The organism is Pontibacillus marinus BH030004 = DSM 16465, from assembly GCF_000425225.1.
Lineage (GTDB): Bacteria > Bacillota > Bacilli > Bacillales > BH030062 > Pontibacillus > Pontibacillus marinus.
In genome coordinates this window covers 1-18,786 of record NZ_KE384334.1, presented here as the reverse complement: position 1 = coordinate 18,786, position 18,786 = coordinate 1, and the positions used below count along the sequence as shown (strand labels likewise).

17 protein-coding genes and 1 riboswitch are annotated in these 18,786 nt (G+C 36.0%); of the genes, 16 read left to right on the top strand and 1 reads right to left on the bottom strand.

The genetic code is table 11. The features are described 5' to 3' along the window. Positions 1-8 precede the first annotated feature (8 nt). The 16 genes from H514_RS0119655 (at position 9) to H514_RS0119575 (ending at position 17,027) form a co-directional block, all read left to right on the top strand. The gene (locus tag H514_RS0119655; RefSeq protein ID WP_027448498.1) at positions 9-860 is read left to right on the top strand and encodes an amidohydrolase family protein; all 852 of its coding nucleotides are present in this window, start codon (positions 9-11) and stop codon (positions 858-860) included. 365 nt (positions 861-1,225) lie between these two features. Continuing rightward, the gene (locus tag H514_RS0119650; RefSeq protein WP_027448497.1) at positions 1,226-2,074 is read left to right on the top strand and encodes a MurR/RpiR family transcriptional regulator; all 849 of its coding nucleotides are present in this window, start codon (positions 1,226-1,228) and stop codon (positions 2,072-2,074) included. Positions 2,075-2,549: 475 nt separating this feature from the next. Beyond that, positions 2,550-3,230 carry an RraA family protein gene (locus H514_RS0119645; protein ID WP_027448496.1) on the top strand — a complete coding sequence of 227 codons (681 nt, stop codon included), beginning with the start codon at positions 2,550-2,552 and terminating at the stop codon, positions 3,228-3,230. 179 nt (positions 3,231-3,409) lie between these two features. Further along, positions 3,410-4,300, top strand: a complete 891-nt coding sequence (locus H514_RS0119640; RefSeq protein ID WP_027448495.1) for an NAD(P)-dependent oxidoreductase — start codon at positions 3,410-3,412, stop codon at positions 4,298-4,300. Beyond that, the gene (locus H514_RS0119635) at positions 4,287-5,252 is read left to right on the top strand and encodes a tripartite tricarboxylate transporter substrate binding protein (RefSeq protein ID WP_027448494.1); all 966 of its coding nucleotides are present in this window, start codon (positions 4,287-4,289) and stop codon (positions 5,250-5,252) included. Before H514_RS0119640 ends, H514_RS0119635 begins: the two co-directional genes overlap by 14 nt. A 75-nt stretch (positions 5,253-5,327) precedes the next feature. Next, positions 5,328-5,783: a tripartite tricarboxylate transporter TctB family protein gene (locus H514_RS0119630; RefSeq protein WP_027448493.1), complete on the top strand. Its 456-nt coding sequence runs from the start codon at positions 5,328-5,330 to the stop codon at positions 5,781-5,783. A 14-nt stretch (positions 5,784-5,797) separates the two neighbouring features. Continuing rightward, positions 5,798-7,309 (top strand): tripartite tricarboxylate transporter permease, encoded by a 1,512-nt coding sequence (locus H514_RS0119625; protein ID WP_027448492.1) that lies wholly within the window; start codon positions 5,798-5,800, stop codon positions 7,307-7,309. A 37-nt stretch (positions 7,310-7,346) separates the two neighbouring features. Continuing rightward, positions 7,347-7,754 carry a hypothetical protein gene (locus tag H514_RS0119620; RefSeq protein WP_027448491.1) on the top strand — a complete coding sequence of 136 codons (408 nt, stop codon included), beginning with the start codon at positions 7,347-7,349 and terminating at the stop codon, positions 7,752-7,754. Between the two features lie 149 nt (positions 7,755-7,903). Then, the gene (locus H514_RS23570; protein WP_051255243.1) at positions 7,904-8,926 is read left to right on the top strand and encodes an Ldh family oxidoreductase; all 1,023 of its coding nucleotides are present in this window, start codon (positions 7,904-7,906) and stop codon (positions 8,924-8,926) included. A gap of 72 nt (positions 8,927-8,998) precedes the next feature. Next, a complete protein-coding gene (locus H514_RS0119610) occupies positions 8,999-10,189 on the top strand; it encodes an MFS transporter (protein ID WP_324604060.1) in 1,191 nt (396 codons plus the stop codon). Positions 10,190-10,389: 200 nt separating this feature from the next. Further along, on the top strand, positions 10,390-10,860 hold the full coding sequence (locus tag H514_RS0119605) for a DUF4367 domain-containing protein (RefSeq protein WP_027448489.1): 471 nt from the start codon (positions 10,390-10,392) through the stop codon (positions 10,858-10,860). Between the two features lie 117 nt (positions 10,861-10,977). Continuing rightward, positions 10,978-11,241 (top strand): hypothetical protein, encoded by a 264-nt coding sequence (locus H514_RS0119600; RefSeq protein WP_027448488.1) that lies wholly within the window; start codon positions 10,978-10,980, stop codon positions 11,239-11,241. A gap of 189 nt (positions 11,242-11,430) precedes the next feature. Then, positions 11,431-12,066 (top strand): 2OG-Fe(II) oxygenase, encoded by a 636-nt coding sequence (locus H514_RS0119595; RefSeq protein ID WP_027448487.1) that lies wholly within the window; start codon positions 11,431-11,433, stop codon positions 12,064-12,066. A gap of 243 nt (positions 12,067-12,309) precedes the next feature. Next, a riboswitch (purine riboswitch) is annotated at positions 12,310-12,412 on the top strand. 172 nt (positions 12,413-12,584) lie between these two features. Beyond that, on the top strand, positions 12,585-13,484 hold the full coding sequence (locus H514_RS0119590; RefSeq protein ID WP_027448486.1) for a 5'-methylthioadenosine/S-adenosylhomocysteine nucleosidase: 900 nt from the start codon (positions 12,585-12,587) through the stop codon (positions 13,482-13,484). Positions 13,485-14,163: 679 nt separating this feature from the next. Beyond that, positions 14,164-15,987 (top strand): M6 family metalloprotease domain-containing protein, encoded by a 1,824-nt coding sequence (locus tag H514_RS0119580; RefSeq protein WP_027448485.1) that lies wholly within the window; start codon positions 14,164-14,166, stop codon positions 15,985-15,987. Positions 15,988-16,391: 404 nt separating this feature from the next. Beyond that, positions 16,392-17,027 carry a 2OG-Fe(II) oxygenase gene (locus H514_RS0119575; protein ID WP_027448484.1) on the top strand — a complete coding sequence of 212 codons (636 nt, stop codon included), beginning with the start codon at positions 16,392-16,394 and terminating at the stop codon, positions 17,025-17,027. Positions 17,028-17,164: 137 nt separating this feature from the next. Here the strand turns inward: H514_RS0119575 and H514_RS23565 are convergent, their stop codons facing one another. Then, complete coding sequence (locus H514_RS23565; protein ID WP_051254966.1) at positions 17,165-18,688, bottom strand: IS1182 family transposase; 1,524 nt, start codon at positions 18,686-18,688, stop codon at positions 17,165-17,167. Positions 18,689-18,786: the final 98 nt, after the last annotated feature.

Sequence of the window (18,786 nt, the reverse complement as noted above, 5' to 3'; positions counted from 1 at the left end):
TGTAGATGATGAAAATCATTGATGCACACATCCACTTCTCAGATATCGAAACATTCAAATACACAGCCAGAAAACTATCTCACGTTGACTATTCAGGAAAAGGCTTAACGAAAGAAATGGAAGAGGGAAACATTGCATGTGCAATTGGTATGGGTGTGACGGAAACTCCAGAAATGGGGTTTCCTGACCACCATGCTTCTTCTCCTATGAGGCTAGACCTAGAGGAGTCATTACCTACTAGAGTAGCTGTCTGCCCAGGGGTGAATCCCTATCTTTTAGATCAGCCTGGATTAGATCGTTTGGAAAAAGAACTGCAAAAACCAGAGGTCGTCGGGATCAAAATTTATCTTGGCTATTATCCATACTATGCAACAGATGAAATCTATCAACCGGTTTATGATCTGGCCGCTGCTTATAATGTTCCGGTTGTCTTTCACACGGGTGATACATACTCAGAGCGGGGTTTGCTGAAATACTCACACCCTCTAACACTAGATGAAGTAGCTGTAATGCGTAGAGATGTGAATTTTATGATGGCTCACTTAGGTGATCCATGGGTGTTAACGGGAGCCGAGATCGTTTATAAAAATCCGAATATGTATGCCGATCTGTCTGGTTGGGTGGTTGGAACGAAAAGTACGCTTGAGAGGAAGCTAGAAGGAAACTATTTTTATCATGTCAGACATGCTTTAACGTACTGTGGTCATTATGAAAAATTGCTCTTTGGTTCAGACTGGCCTTTAGCGCCAATTAAGGATTATGCTGAATTTATAGGGGCGCTGGTGCCGGAGAAGCATCATAAAAACGTGTTTTATAGGAATGCGGAGGGACTATTTCCTAAGGTTGATCAATTATTATGAAGCGAAAACGAACTTACTTGCGGGTAGGTTCGTTTTTTTAAGGATGATTGATCTCAGCAGGACGGAGGGACATATACATCTTCTTTTAAATCTTAAATGGACAATGTACTTGTCCCAAAGTGCTTACTATATGAAATATGTAGTGGAATTAATAATAATATTCCTTAAGATTTGGAGGTCATTTTGATGAGGAGTTTAGGGTACACATTAGGATTCAGACCAGATTCTTAATATACTTATGGTGTTATGTATCACTTTAATAACCTATATTAAAGTGATACTATGAACTCATATGAAATATAAAAAACTCTCTAGTGTCAATAAATAATAAATTTTACATATGACTTTTAAATAGGGGAAATACAATGGAAAATCCAATATCAAATTTAATTAACAAAATATCAGATTTAACGGAAGCACAGCGAAAAGTAGCTGACTACATTTTGAAAAAGCCTATGGATGTAGCATTTTTAACGGTTGATCAACTTGCAGGAATAGTTGGGACTAGTACTACCACAATAATGAGATTAACTTATAGTCTTGGTTATTCAGGTTATACTGAATTTCAAAAAGGTCTTCAGGAACATTTTCGAAGTCAAACTGCTCCACAAAGTCGTTTAGAAGCAAATTTAAAAGGTCTCGATTCAGATGATTTATGGACAAGTTATGTTGAGCACCAAATTAACAATATTCAATCTACAGTTGAAATGATTTCTACAAGCACATTAAATGAAACAATAGAAATGATCGTATCTGCTGAAAGAATTTACTGTACAAGTGTTAGAAGTGGAATGCCAGTTGCCCAGTATTTAACTCATGGCTTTAACCGCTTACTTGGTAATTGTGAATTAATTTTGGCTGATCTTAGTGACTGGATTGACAAAGTTGTTAGTTTTACATCCTCAGATTTAATCATTGTAACAACATTTCCGAGGTACGCTAAAAGAATTATTGAGTTAGTTTATAGGGCCAAAGAAAACGGAGCGAAAGTAATAGCGATAACTGATAATTATTCTTCACCAATTGTGAAGTATTCAGATTTAGTAATTCCATCAAATTCTGACAGTATCGCATTCCACAATTCAGCTGTTCCGGCTATGTTTGTTGCAGATTATCTTATCAGTGCAGTAGCCATTAGAAATCCAGGTAAAACAAAAGAGCGTTTGGATAAGATTAATTCTATACTTACAGATATGAAATATCACCATCAATAAAATTATTATGTAATGCTATTGAATGATCAGAGAATGATCTTCAGTCTAAATAAAGTAACTTAAAATTAGAATGATTGTGTTGTATGATATTTACCTTTGAATGATGTGTGGTAAAAAATATTTCATTAATTTCTATATGAGTAATATCGAATGAAGATTCGATATTACTTATTTTTTTGCTTTTTTTTAGTTCTAATAAGACATAATTTACGTTGAAACCCCAATAAAATCGAATGCGAGAGAAGTTTTATGAATTTTTAAAAAATATTGTCTTTTGGTGTTATAGATGTTACTATAACCATACAATGTAGTAATAAATATTACATAAAAGATAAAAAGTGTTATTTTTACTACATATCTAACTGCTAAAATCAAGTTTCTATGAATAAAGTGCTCTTATTTTTGGATGTAGATGTAAACGCTTCCAATGTATGAATCTTTATTATCTTAAAATTACAAATAGGAGTGTATATCAATGAATGATTTACCAAGACTTTTATCGGAAGAATTAATAAAGAGGGCAAAACATCTGAATACAACTCTTATATCTGACGCAATGGGATGCACTGGCTCTATGGATTATAAAATAAAGCCAGTGGCGTCTGGAATGAAAGTTGTTGGAACAGCTATAACGGTAAGTATGAGACCTGGAGATAATCTGTTTCTTCACCATGCAATACATTCTGGAAAAGAAGGTTATGTATTAGTTGCAGATGGAAAAGGGCATACCCAAAATGCATATTTGGGGGAGTTAATGGCAAGAGCTGCTAAGGCAAAAGGATGTGAGGGGATAATAATTGATGGGCTTGTGCGCGACAAAGATGCACTAACAGAATTAGCATTTCCTATCTTTGCAAAAGGTTATATCCCAAATGGTCCATTTAAAGATGGTCCAGGTGAGTTTAATACACCTATTTCTTGTGGTGGTGTACCTGTACAACCTGGAGACTTGATCATGGGTGATGAAGATGGTGTCGTGGTAGTTCCGGAAGATAAAATTGAGACTACGCTTTCTAAAGCAGAAAAGAAACTAGAATATGAAGAAGTACGTCTTAAAACAATTAGAGAATATGAGGAAAGTAGAAAACAGGGGATGAATCCTGAAAAGTCCATTGAACCAGTGTGGTTAGAAGAAAAGTTAAAATCGTTTTTGTAAAAAAAATTTAATGAAATGAACCTCAATTAAAGGGGGTGAGGATTATGCAGTAAAAGGTCTATAGAGTAAGGGTGATATACCTGTTACTCAATTCGACCAGGCTGTAAAAATTAATTTGCAAAGAAAGTAAGTGAATTCTAAAAAAATCTACTAAGTATCAAACGCTAGGAGTATCTAACATGAAAATAGGGTTTATTGGTTTTGGTGAAGTTGGTTATGAAATGTCAAAAGGATTATTGGAAGATGGTGTAAAAGAAGTTTTTGCTTATGATCCCTTATATGACCAGGATTTTGTAAAGGAGAAGGCAAACTCAGTTGGAGTAAAACTTGTATCAAGTCCAGAGCGAGTACTACAACCAGAAGTTGATGTTGTCATTGTTGCAGTACCAGCTCATCACGCTTATAATGCTTGGGATAACATATATAAGCATCTCAATGATAATATATTATGCATTGATGTTTCAACTGCAAGTGCTAAAGTAAAAACTGAAATCTATGAAAAGCTATTAAACAAAGAGAAAAAGTTTGTCGATGCTGCATTAATGGGTCCGTTGCAAGTGCATAAACATCGTGTACCTATTATTGCTAGCGGTGATGGAGTCGATTTATTTATTAAATTAATGGGTCCATATAATATGAATATTGAGAAAGTTAGTGAAGTACTTGGAGATGCAACAAATATAAAATTCACTAGAAGTATTTTCATGAAAGGTGTATCAGCTCTTCTATTTGAGGTGCTAGAGTTAGCCCAAGATTTGAATATTGGCGATCGTGTTGTCAATTCAATTTCAGCAACAATCGATGAAAAGCCATTTGAGGAAATAATAAATAGGTTGATTACAGGTACTGCCATCCACTCTGAAAGGCGAGTTATAGAGATGGAAAATGTAATTAATCTATTAGACGAAAATAACAAAATGCCTGTTATGACAAATGCTACTAAGCAGAAGCTAATATCCCTAACAGAACATGAATTAAAAAATAAGTTTGATAATCAAACCCCTGAGGATTGGAAGTTAGTGATCGAAAAAATCAATAAAAAGGTGTGTGAAGAAAATGAAAGCGTTTAAGATGAAAGGCCTTTTAACTTTATTGTTTATCATATCAATCGTTTTATCAGCTTGTGGTAACCAGGAAACAAGTGGAGGGACAAGTGAAGACTTCCCAGATAAACCAATTAAAATTATTGTACCATTTGCAGCAGGTGGAGCTGCAACCCATACAGCACGTATCATCGCACAATATTCTGAGGAACATATGGGACAATCAATCGTCATTGAGAATAGAGAAGGCGGAGGCGGTACTGCTGGCCAGGGGTATGTAGCTTCTGCAGATGCTGATGGATATACTTTGCTTTTAGCTACTACTTCTGTTGTAACGAATCCTATCTTTAATAAAACTTCATATACGTATGAAGATTATCAGCCAATTATGCAACTAGTTAGTGATGTAACTATTATGTATGCGTCATCTGATGCTCCATATGATGACTTTGACTCCTTTGTAGAATATGCAAAACAGAATCCAGGTGAAGTGACAATTGCAACTTCTGGAGCTCAAGCATCAGATAATATTGCCGGACAAGAAATGATAAAGGCTTTAGGAATAGACGCAACTACTATTCCGTATGATGGTGGAGCGCCAGCAGTTGCTTCAGCAGCCGGTGGTCATGATGATATTGCTCTCGCAAGCTTTTCAGAAGGTGAAGGACAAGTTCAATCAGAAAATTTGAAGCCTATATTAGTGTTAGGAGAGAAGAGCCACAAAGAATATCCAAACATTCCGACATCCGTTGATAAAGGGTTTGATGTCACGGATGAGTCGTGGAGAGGGTTGGTTGCTCCTGCAGGAACAGATCCTGAAGTTATAGAGCATTTACATGAGGCGTTTAAAAAAGGATTTGAGAATGAAGAATACCAAGAAAAGATGGAAAACATGGGTATGGTAACTAGGGCTAGAGGTCCTGAAGAATTTAAAAAGTTGATGGATAAAGACTTTGAACGTATGAGTAAACTAAAATAGAAATGTAATGGCCCTCGTTGAGAGGGCTATACTTTTCATAGCAACAAGAACCTTAATGCCCTAGGAGGTAAAAATATGAAAAAAGTAAATTATGTATTAGCAGGATTCATGGTATTAATTTCATTGTATTTTTACTTTATAGGTAGTACCTATACTGAAGATGCAGGAATGTGGCCAGAGTTCTTCTCAATAGTTCTTATTTTACTTTCAATCGGTTTAATAATAGATACACATCTAAAGCCTAATAGGGAGAAGGATGACGGTAATGAACCACTAGAAAAAAATAGTAGAAATCATTATGTCATCTATACAGCAATTTCAATGATTGTTTATTTGCTGTTAATGAAGTATATAGGCTTCCTAATCTTGACACCACTATTCATTTGGCTATTACTTTGGCTATTAAATTATCGATCTATCAAAAAATTAATAGCCCTCTCATTTGGTGTAACCGTAGGAATCACATTAATCTTTCAAATATTACTGAAAATTCCTATCCCGCAAGGTATCTTCAGTAATCTGTTTACATAAAGGAGGAGCAGTTTATGGATATCTGGATTAATGCAATAGCAGATGTTTTCTCAATTTCGGTATTATTAATTATATTATGTGGGACTTTATTCGGAATCATCATGGGTTGTTTACCTGGTTTAAGTTCTACAATGTCAATTGCCATCATTATTCCATTTACTTTTACAATGGAGCCTGCACATGGAATCATTTTACTTGGGTCAATATATTGTTCATCCGTTTATGGTGGCTCTATCTCAGCCATACTATTAAACACTCCTGGGACACCAGCAGGAGCGGCAACAGTATTGGATGGTTATGAAATGACTAAACAAGGGTTGAGTAGGAAAGCTTTAGGATTATCTGCTATTTCATCTGGAGTTGGAGGAATAATAAGTGCAATTATTCTTTCGACTACTGCTCCTTTTTTAGCTCAGCAAGCCTTACGATTTGGTGCTCCTGAATATTTTGCTTTAGCGATTTTTGGTATATCTGTTATTTCTAGTTTAGGTGGGGTTAATCCAATTAAAGGTCTAATGGCCGGAACTTTTGGTATTTTGATTGCATCTGTAGGGATGGATCCAATTAATGGGTACCCAAGATTTAATTTTTCCTTACCTGAGCTTGCAATGGGTTTTTCTCTAATCCCGGTGTTAATAGGATTGTTTTCAGCGTCCCAAGCTTTTGAATTAATCAAAAGTTCAGCTTCTTCAAGCTCAAAATCTTCTATTAATAAGCCATCAGAAGGTGGCTTGCCAACCTTTAAAGAAGTAAGAAGGTTATTTCCAAATATGTTTCGATCCGGTATTATAGGTACTTTTATCGGAATTATTCCTGGAATTGGCGGAGATCCAGCAGCTTTTATAGCATATAACGAAGCAAAACGGTGGTCAAAACATCCTGAGCGATTCGGAAAAGGAGAACCTGGAGGTGTAGTCGCACCAGAGGCTTCAAATAATGCGGTAACTGGAGGAGCATTAATTCCACTACTGACCCTAGGGATACCTGGTAATACTGTAACTGCGATTCTTATTGGAGGATTATTAATTCATGGTCTTAGACCGGGACCGATGTTGTTTCAAAATAACGGCGATGTTGTGTACTCTTTATTCTTCAGCTTATTCATTTGTAATATTTTATTTATTGTAATTGGTTTGGTGGGTATAAAATATTTCTCATCCATTCTAAAAGTACCAGCTAAAATTTTAGGTCCTATTATTTTAATGCTAAGTGTAGTGGGAGCTTTTGCTATTCATAATAGTTATTTTGATATTTGGGTAATGCTAGCATTTGGTATTGTCGGCTATATGTTTAGACAAATTAATGTACCTGTTACTCCAATCGTTTTAGCAATTATTTTAGGTCCTATTGCTGAACAATCATTTAGACAAGCTCTATTACAGTCAAGTAATGATCCAAGTGTATTCTTTACAAGACCAATTAGTGCTGTATTCTTAATTCTTGCCTTTATTACTTTCTTAACACCGTTTGTAAGAGATTATCTTTTGAATAAGAATAGAAGTGCATCCGAAAGCATCGATAAGTAAATTATTACTTTAGTAATAGGTTCGTTGGAGGTTATGAATGTTATTTAAAAAGCGTTACAAGAAGAATCCAAAGACTATCAATATTAATGAGTATATTAACTATAATCGAACGCTTAGAGACCTTATAGAATTGATTTATTTGAAAAATAGTAAGGGAAATAATGGTTTGATAGTAAAAGGTATAAAGGAAGAATGTTTTCCTGAAGAACTTAAATTTGTAGAAAATGAAATAGAAAAAGTAAATACTGAGAGTTTTGAAGAGGATATATTTAATAAATCAAGTACTGAATTATATGCTCAGTTTGAAGCTAAGGCTAAAAAAGAATTTAATTACTCGATAGCAGAAAGTCGCTTAGAACAATTATTCACATTATTTACAATGAATTATGTATTTTCTACCTACAAGAATAGGAGGTTTAGGCGATTTTTAGGAATAAAAAAATAGTATTTTAATAGTTCAATAAATGAATCTTCACAAGCCTCTTTTCTGATATATTGAATTACATGTAAAAATGTCTCTCTCCGAATTCCATTTATGAAGAATGTAAAAGACAAGAGGTTGAGAGAATTGAAAAGAAAAGGATGGGCTTTAAAATGTCAATTGTGGAAGCTAATATAAGTGAACTCAAAAACAAATGTACAACTATTTTAGAAAATGCTGGACTAAATACTGAGGACGCTAATATCGTTGTTGACACCTTATTAGATGCTGAAATGCGTGGTGTCCATTCCCATGGGCTAATGAGATTAAAATATTATGTCCAGAGAATTGAGAACGGTTTGATCAACCTTGACCCAAACGTTAAGGTCATAAAAGAAAATGGTGCACTATTATTAATTGATGGTGACAACGGCTTAGGCCAAGTTGTAGCTAATAAAGTGTTAGATTTATGTATGGCCCACTCAGAGAAACACGGAGTTACCGCAGCAACCGTAAGAAATAGCAATCACTTTGGAACATGTGGTTATTATACAAGAAAAGCAGCTTCAGAAGGGTTTTATTCTATGGTTCAGTCAAATGCTGGCCCTACAATGGCTCCGTGGGGAGGTAAAGACCCAATGTTAGGTACTAACCCACTATCTATATCGTTTCCAGCTAGTGATTATGATGATTTCACACTAGATATTGCTGTTAGTGCAACAGCTAAAGGGAAAATTCGAAGTTACGAAAGGGAGAACAAAAAAATCCCCTTAGGATGGGCCCAAGATAAAGATGGGTTTGATACTACAGATCCAACAAAGGCAATAGAAGGTACCATTCTTCCAATGGGGGGGCATAAAGGTTACGGACTTGCTATTGCAGTTGATGCATTATGTGGAGGCCTTAATTTAGGTAATTTTAGTTATGAAACAGAATCGGTTACAAAAACTACGAAAAATGCTGGGACTGGACACTTTTTTTTAACAATGAAAATAGATGACTTAATCCCTGTTAATGAATTTGAAAATCATATAGGTAACTGGTTTCACAAAATGAAGGCTTCATCGAAAAAAGATGGTGTAGATGAAATCTTAATTCCTGGTGAAATAGAAAATAGACTGATGAAGGGGAATGAAGTAAGAATTTCTGTTCAAGAAGAAACATTAAATGAAATAGAAGAATTACATTTAGCGTGAAACGAAGATACAAAATTAATTTAAGTACTTATGGCAGAATTAATAAGAAGGAAATAGTACTTTTCTACCCTAATAACAATGGAGAAGTTTAGTATGAGGAGAAAAGTAATGAAAAAAAACTACAACCAATATTTAATTTTTATTTCTACAACTTTCTTTATGTTTAGTGTTGCAGGAACTAGACCTTTAGTTCCCTTGTTCTCAAGTCAATTAGGTGCAAGTAATATGCAAATAGGGATAATTGTATCCCTTTTTTCTTTGCTACCATTATTTTTATCTATTAGGTTAGGAAAGATTGTTGATAAAGTAGGAAGCAAAGTACCGCTTATAATAGCTATAACACTTGGTGGTTTTTCTCTCATTGTTCCTTACATTTTCTATAATTTAGGTGGGGTGCACGCGTCTCAAATAATATCAGGACTTTCACAAGTACTTTATGTCATCTCCATGCAAGCGTATATAGGTAGTTTTAGCAAAAGTAAAATACGTGATTATTACATCAACATATTTAGTATTAGTGTTGCGTTTGGTAGTTTTATCGGACCACTTATTGGTGGGTTTTTATCTGATAAAATTGGCTACTCAACTACCTTAGCAATATTAGGACTTATTTTATTCCTGTCACTACCTTCCATTGCGTTATTTGAAAAATCCAGAAAAAGAGAAGTGAAAGCACCAGAAGAAAAAAAGGTTCAGTCATTTGACTTATTACTTATACCCGAATTACGAAAAGCATTTCTTATTAGTGCCATAGTCCTTTTGTCTAAAGATATTTATATAGCTTTTTTTCCATTACTTGCATCAAGTAGTGGTGTTTCGAATTCATTAATAGGAATTATCATTTCTTTAAATGCAGGTGCAGGTATTCTAATAAGAGTAATCCTTCCTTTATTAGTGAAAATGTATGATAGAAGTTTCATTATATCAATTTCAATTGTAGTGGCAGGAAGCATATATCTAATTTATCCTTTGTTTAGCAATGTATATATGCTAGGCTTTTTATCATTTATTCTTGGACTCAGCATGGGAGTAGGACAGCCTTTGGCTATATCTAGTACTATATCGTTATTGCCCGAACAACGGGTAGGGGAGGGCTTAGGGTTAAGGTTATCTATAAACAAACTTACTCAATTCGTCACACCAGTTCTTTTAGGAGCAGCATCTTCAATAGTTGGTATGGGTGGAGTTTTTTATATATCTGGTTTCATCATAATGACAGGCTCTATAAATTATAAAAAATTCATGAAAATCATTAGAAGGTAACTTTGGGACGAAGGGACAGGTCCATCGTCTTTGAGTCTGAATAGGGACAGTGTACCTGTCCCTGTGTTCCTCTATATTGATCATATATTGTGAAATGAAACGAACTTACTTTTGGGTAGGTTCGTTTTTTACAAAGAATTGATCGTCCTTAAGTTCCCGCTAGATTAATCAGAGAATTGTTAAGTGAGGTGACAGTTGGTGTGAAAAGAATTCTCGGTGTTATTGTTTCACTATTAATAATGACTGGCTGTGGCCTAGAATACTCGCCAGAAAAAATAAGAGATACAGCAGACTTTCAGGTTTTACTTCCAGAGTACATTCCAAATGGCTTTGAGTATGAACGTGAAAGCATAAGTGAAGATGAAGTATTTATTAGCTTTTTGAAAGAAGATAAAGCAATTGATATTCATCAGGAAAAGTTCTCTACAGTAACATATCAAGATAGCTTAATGAAATATCTTGAAACTGGTGAAAATATTGAGGAATTAAATCATGAGATTCTGAAGGTAGGGGATTTCATTGGATTGTTAAGCAAATCTGCCAAAAGATCCGGTGTATATGATTATAGATTTGTTCCGAAAGATGTTCAGCATAATAATGATAGCTTGTACAACTTGCAGACGAATGTTACTAAAGAAGAGTTTATAAAGATCGTAGAAAGCCTGAAATAATACAATACGAGTGAGAATCTCTAGACAGGTACTCACCCTTTCTAGTCTCTACCTGTCCCTTATCCAGCTCCTGCAGATACTATTAGTCTTAATTATAATTGAGGGAGGGAAGAATCGTTGAGAATGTTTCTTTATTTGACCTTGTTGTTCGTGTTTATTTCAACAACAGGTTGTTCCTTTTATGAAGAATTTCAAGAAAAAGAAGATGCAATACATGCTATGAAGTCTGAGCAAGATGGTTTTTATGACATTTATATATTCGGGGAGTTTGATTCGAAGGTTCGTTTCCCAAAAGGATTAAACCAGAAATACTTAGTAACTAGAATGGAGGATCCTTTTTCAGCAGATAAGGATTATTTAAAGGTACTAGATTTAAACTAAACTACCCTGCAATATTGATTTTTGATGATGATGGTTTGGTCCTTGCTACTGAAAAACCAAAAGAGGCAATTGATTTTGTCAAGAGAAGGGAATAAAATTTAAATCAAATGGCAAAGAGATAATTTTTGTTTCCTACTGGATATTTTTAGAATATAATTAGATTATATTCTATCGAATGGAAGGTGTTCCATCTTGGTATCAACCACAATTCAGGAACAAACCATTTTTTCTCACCGAGGCAATCACATTGACACAGAAGACAAAGTCATCGATGTTGTATCAAAATACGAGGACCCTCTCGTCGTAATCTTGGACAATGTCGCAACTCACGAAGAGTGCAATACATTAATTGCTCAAGCCAGAGACCGCTTATCCCGATCGAAAATCGGACAAACGAAAGAGACAAGTCAAGAACGCACGAGCAGCGGCATGTTCTTTGAAGAGAACGAAAACGATCTTATCAACCGAATCGAAAAACGTTTGAGCGATGTGATGTGTATCCCCATCGACCACGCGGAAGGGCTCCAAATTCTACACTATAAACCTGGCCAAGAGTATAAACCCCACTACGACTACTTTAAACAATCTGAAAATAATCGTATCTCTACCCTTATACTATATCTGAACGACGTTGAAGAAGGCGGGGAAACCCTTTTTCCGAATTTGAACTTGGCAGTATCTCCGAAAAAAGGCATGGCTGTTTATTTTGAGTATTTTTATAGCAACAGTAAACTAAATGAGTTAACGCTCCATAGCGGCAATCCTGTTGTAAAGGGAGAAAAATGGGTCGCAACCCAGTGGATGCGGAGAAAGAAAGTTAGATAAATAAAAAGGTAGAAGGTTACTTTCCGTTCCCTCTGCTTCTTCGCTGATGAACAATAAGGTTTCAACAAACCATCAATTAAGAGTAAGAAAATTCAATTGAAATATACAAGGCAAATTTTAAGGATCATTTGCGAAAAATATGTTGCAATATTTTATGTAATAACACGAACATTAAAGCGTTATATTATGAAAATGTTCATGTTTTTATTGATGATCTCTTATAAATTTGCTATATTTTCATTGTAAATCTTAAATATCATGACTCGTATATCCTCGGTAATATGGTCTGAGTGTCTCTACCTGGTTCCCATTAAAGAACTAGACTACGAGTTAAAGTATTGGTTGTTCGGCTTTTTGCGTCGAATTTATTTAATAATCAGGCATTTAGTTCATTTTTTGCTTAGTTTTAACTATACTTTGACTTGAGTAGGTCTAGAAGGTAGAAATTATTCTATTTTCTGGACCTTTTTTTGACCAAAATAATTACGAGTATATCACACATCAAGGGGGAAAACGGAATGCAAACAACAAAGAAACAAACAAAAAGGCTATTTGAAAAGTTCGCTTCAATAACATTTGTTATTGTACTGCTATTATTAGCAGCTGTAGGGTGTAGTTCTTCAGAAGAGAATAAGACGAAACAAGAAAGCTCTAAAAGGCCAATAATCGTTCAAGGTCCAATGCCAATAGAAGCAGAGAAATTTGCGGATAAGTTAGAAAATGTAAAAGAAGAAAAGTCAGGAATTTATGAATTTTATATTGGAACTATAAACAACTATCCTGTTATCGTTTCGAAGACGAGTAAGGGAATGGAAAATACAGCAGCAGCTACAGCAGTAGCTATTGAAAGATATAATCCTATCGCTATCATCAACCAAGGAACATCTGGTGGCCATGATCCTAAATTACACGTGTTTGATATTGTTTTAGGGAAAAGGTCAGTAAATATAGGTTCTTTAAAAACAGGAAACAGGGGTGAAAACGAAGGAATAGCCCCAACTGAGTGGATCCCAATGGATTTAATGGCTTCTGAAGGAAGTGCAGGAGAAGACCCTGATGCTGAAAATATCCGTTACTATAAGGGAGATAAAGACTTACTAGAGGCTGCTAATGCCGTTAAAGACAAATATACGAAGGGGAAAGTTGTTGAGGGGACGATCGGTTCTGCTGATGTATGGAATAATGAAGTTGATCGAATTAAATGGTTCCATAATAAATATGGTACATCAGTAGAGGAAATGGAAACAGCATCAGCAGCACAAATCTCCAAGGCTTATGACATACCATTTTTAGGCATTAGAATACTTTCTAATAATAAAACAAACGGTGGCGAGTACAATCCAGATACAGCAACAGCGAATCAAAAATATGTTTATGAGGTAGTTAAAAAATATATATCTACGTTGCCAACCAAATAACATACCAATATTTGGTGCGACATTTCGTGGGTATAGAGTTACTCAATTATCAAGATCTTTCTAGTATGAACGTTATAACTATGTAGAGGAGAGGGTAAAGCCTCACCTTAAAGAAAACATTAAAAACTAAAGGTACCTGACCCATTTCATTATGAGATAGGTCAGGTACCTTTTTTACGGTTCTCAAGTTTGTTAATAACTTCACAAACGCTAGAACCGTCCCCATGTTTTCAGATCTGTTTGAACCAGAAGAATTTGATCATATTCTGATTGATGAAGTTCATAAAGCTGGAACAGAGTCTTATCGTAGAGTATATATAACATAGGGAGGCCCCCCCTTTTGTTTATAATTTCACAAACAGGAAAAGGTGGCGCTATCATCTCCACTGCTTTATAGATATAGCAGTGAGGGGAGCGGACACCTTTTTTCTACTTTATAATTTAGTCATCTCGACACATTTTTTAAAGTAATGAAAGTTACATGTAACGGAAAAGTCAGAAAATGTAGAATTACCCAAGTAACTGGCGAAAGAAAAGTAGCTTTGATATAAGGTTTCTACATAAATTTTTTAAATTATCTGATATATTGATGAAGCGTGACTAGTCCAAATGGTTCAAGGAGGTATTATTTGTAGTCAATTCGTAGGTAACGCAAATTAAATTTATGGGAGTGGTACGATTGAAGAAAAGAAAGATCTGGTCAACAGCACTTGCATTATCGTTAGGAGTTGGATTAATAGCATCCTCAGTTTTTGCGCAAACAAGCCCACAACAAAATCTATCTTTTTCACCAAAACTTCCAGATTATCAAAAGGTAGATCGCGATTTTGCAAATGAGGTTAAATCTAGGGGCGGAATAGTTCAGGGGAAAGAGATTCATGGCTATAATGGTAAGTCATATAGCAAGCCTCAGGAAACGGAAAGATTGCACCCTAAGAATGTTGAAGATCTTCACAAAAAGGGAATTGCTATCGTTGTTGATTTCCCTGTGGAAACAGAAGGTAATGTAAGTGATGTGCCTGGTGTTGACTTTGAACGAATTGGTGTAAATTATTTTGATGATTTAATTAATGGAGATGTTTATAATCCTTACGATATGCCTATGTTTGAACATCTTGCAGAATTTAAGGGTGAGTCAGCATCTACAAACAGAACTATGAAAAACTATTTTGAGGAAGCAAGCTATGGGCAATTTAGTATGGATATAGATGTCGCAGGTTGGTATGAACTCCCACATTCTTATGAGTACTATTTAGGTCAAGATAAAGGGTACTATAACGAAAATGGAGATGCCCATATTGGGGAGTTGGTAAGGGATGCGATTGAACTTGCATCAAAAGATGTAGATTTTTCACAATATGCAGTGCCAGCCAAGCCAGGGGATTTCTGGTTAAATGGAGATGCAACATCTATTGAAGTAGGTGGGGAAACGGTTGATATGATTGTTCCTAATTTACTTATTATCCACCGAGGTACAGGTGCTGAATTTAGTTTAGATCCAAGTGTGATTTGGTCTCATAAATGGGATATAACAAGTGCAAGTTATTTTGGGGAGTATTACAAAACTGGTACACCTCCTGATGTGTCATCATTAGAGCATACCGTAGTTGATGGGGTAGTAGTTGACACGTACAATATTGTTCCTGAAGTGGGGCAAGATATTACGGGGTATTTAAAATATTCATACCCTGAGTATTTTGGGCCAGACTATGAAGGTAGAGACCCTTCCCCACCTTCTGTTGGAGTATTTGCTCATGAATTTGCTCATGTACTAGGATTACCAGATTTATATGATTATGGATATGATTCAGAGGGAGTTGGAATGTTCAGCTTAATGGCGGGAGGTTCTTATGGTCGTGATATGCCTGACCGCTATTATAGTGGTAATTCACCAGTTCATCCAGATGCATGGTCCAAAACATATCTTGGATTTGCTGATCCTATTGAGGTCAATGAAAACCAATCATTAACACTAAGACCTGTTGAAGAATTCAAAGACATTTACAAAATAAATGTACCTGGTTCAGATGGCCGTGAGTACTTCCTATTAGAAAATCGACAACAAAAAGGATTTGATGCTGGCTTAGAAAATAACCTTGATGGAGCGGACTTACATGGCTTAGTCGTGTACCATGTGGTCGAAGATATTCTTGCACGTAATTTTAGTCGTCCAAACGAAGCTCAGAATTGGGATTTAAACCATCTTGGTCAATCGCAAGTTCCAGTAAATGCGGATAATGGTGAACGACACTATGCAGTAAGTGTAGTACAGGCAGATGGAAATTTTGATTTGGAGAAGTATATGAATGATGGAGATTCAGGAGATGTGTTCCCTGGTAAAAACAATGTTACTTCTATTAGCACAAAAGGAAATGTTGGGCCTAACACAACTTCATTATACAAATGGTCTAATAAAAGCACTCAAACAGGAATTCAGTTTGATAACATTGTAGAGAAAGCAGACGGGACAGTAACATTAGATGTTTCTTTTAACAAACAGTAAGTTATTGTTTGAATTGAGAGTGAATCCCCTTTAAGAGAGTAGATTGTGTTGAAATGTAATTTAAGCAAAACAAAACGCTAATTTAGTGAGTATTACTAGAGGCATCTCATTAGTTGAACTAACTTTTGAGATGCCTCTTTTATTTAGTTTATCTTCGATAATTAAAAACCTATTGCACATAGAACATTATCCCCGTAATTTTAAGAAGTGGGTGCTTCTTTTGTAACCATGAAGAAAGGGGCAATGGTACTGGTTCATCGTCCCTGCATGTCTAGAAAGAGGAACAGTGGAACTGTACCTGTGTGTTTCTTAGATTATATCAATTGGTAAAAAGATAATTTTGTTCCCTGCTGGATTTTTTTAGAATATAATGAGAATATATTCTATCGAATGGAAGGTGTTCCATCTTGGTATCGACCACAAATCAGGAACAAACCATTTTTTCTCACCAAGGTAATCTCATTGACTCAGAAGACAAAGTCATCGATGTTGTATCAAAATACGAGGACCCTCTCGTCGTTATCTTGGACAATGTCGCAACTCACGAAGAGTGCAATACATTAATTGCTCAAGCCAGAGACCGCTTATCCCGATCGAAAATCGGACAAACGAAAGAGACAAGTCAAGAGCGTACGAGTAGCGGCATGTTCTTTGAAGAGAACGAAAACGATCTTATCAACCGAATTGAAAAACGTTTGAGCGATGTGATGTGCATCCCCATCGACCACGCGGAAGGGCTCCAAATTCTACACTATAAACCTGGCCAAGAGTACAAACCCCACTACGACTACTTTAAAAAATCCGATAATAATCGCATCTCTACCCTTATACTATATCTGAACGACGTTGAAGAAGGAGGGGAAACCCTTTTTCCGAATTTGAACTTGGCAGTATCTCCAAAAAAAGGCATGGCTGTTTATTTTGAGTATTTTTATAGAGACAGTAAACTAAATGAGTTAACGCTTCATAGCGGAAATCCTGTTGTGAAGGGAGAAAAATGGGTCGCAACCCAGTGGATGCGGAGGAAGAAAGTGAGATAAATAAAAAGAAGAGTTTTTAACATAGGCAGTAACATAGGGACGTTTCTCATGTTTGTTTATAGCTTCACAAACACTAGAACAGTTCGAGATCAGTGAAAAAGTAGGCTTTTTTCGGATGAAATGGTAGGGTGAGAAGTTCAAATTGTTATATATACCATTAAATTTGGATTTGGCATCAAAAAAGAAGGAGTTTTGGAGGATAGTAGGGCTGCTATCCTCTTGAAATTAACCGCTATGGCGGTTAATTTCGCCTGATTGTCCATGCTTAAGAGGCCATACCCCCTAGCTCGGGATAGACCGTGGAATCGTTTGAGCTCCGCATTCTTTCCTTCTATGGAAGCTCGCTTTTTATACTTTTCCTTAAACGCCTCTGTCTTCTGGTATTGGGAAATGCGGTAAAATTCAGGCGTGTTTACCCCTACCGTTAGTATTCTTCTAGCCGATCTCTTGGCACACTGGTCATGGAGGGGACAAGCTTTACACTGATTCATTTCAAAATAATACTTATACCCTTCTCGTTTGCCATCTTTATTATTTGAGGTGTAATACTTCTTCTTGACTGTCGTATTTCCCTGGCTACAGTGCCATTCGTCGGCATCCTTATTGTAAGAGAATTGTTCTTCATCCATTCGGTACACGAGAGGACTCACAGGAATATATGCTTTCGCTCCAAGCGATTTGATGTCATCTAAAATATCTTTTCTGAAATAGGCTTTATCTCCGAACACTTCTTCGACACACAGCCCCGATTTCTTCGTTTCCGTCAACAAATCCTTCGTATCACTACCGTCGATTGCGGCACCATCGGAGGTGCGCACGGAGGTAATGATTCGCTCGTCTGTTGTCATCATAAATTCTGTTTTGTATCCATAAAACGATTGGTTCTTACCTTTTCTTCCTACACGAGCATCCAAATCAACAAGGGAACGAATACCTTTTTGAGCCATAAACTTCGGATCAGCCAGAATGTCCTTAGCCTCTTGAATTGCCTCAGATGTTTGTGGTTCGGTAGATGAACCTTGATTTTCGGCTTCATGAATTACTAATTCTAAATGGTTTTTCATGACGGCTTTAGCTTCTTTGTGATCTTCAATCTCTTGATAATCAGGGGTTTCAGGGATGTTGGTTAACGCCTCTTCCTTTTCTTCTTCAAAGAGCTGTTTAATGTTTCGTGCTAAATGTTTCATCATTCGTTCAGGGGTCTTTTTAATCGTATTCGCTTCGACATGGGTGGCATCAATACTGACGCCAGTTCCCTTGATAATACCTAATTCCACACACTGTTTGGTGATTTCAATCATCATTTCATCTAGTGTGGAATTACCTAGACGATGTCGACGAAATTTGCATAGAAGGCTTTTATCCGGAAGTTCATCTTCAGGATTGACGCCGATAAAATACATATAAGCTAAGTTTAAGTTAGCTTCCCGTATCGTTACTTCATCCGAAAGCTCGTAAAGATGTTGTATAAACAACAACTTACACATCAATTCAGGTTCTTTGGCAGGACGTCCAAAATTTGTACAGTAGGTCTCTTTGAGAAGCTCATTGATAAAACTGAAATCGATATAGGTATCAATCAATTTAAGGATATGATGTTCTGGAATTTTACTATATAATATAGAGTGAAGACTGAGTTGCTTTGGCTCTTGTCGAAGCACAAGAAAAACCCCCTCATGGTTCGGTATTTGGTCGTACTCATTATACCATGTAGGGGGTTTTTATTTTATATTGGTGGACTTTTTCACTGGTCTCGAAC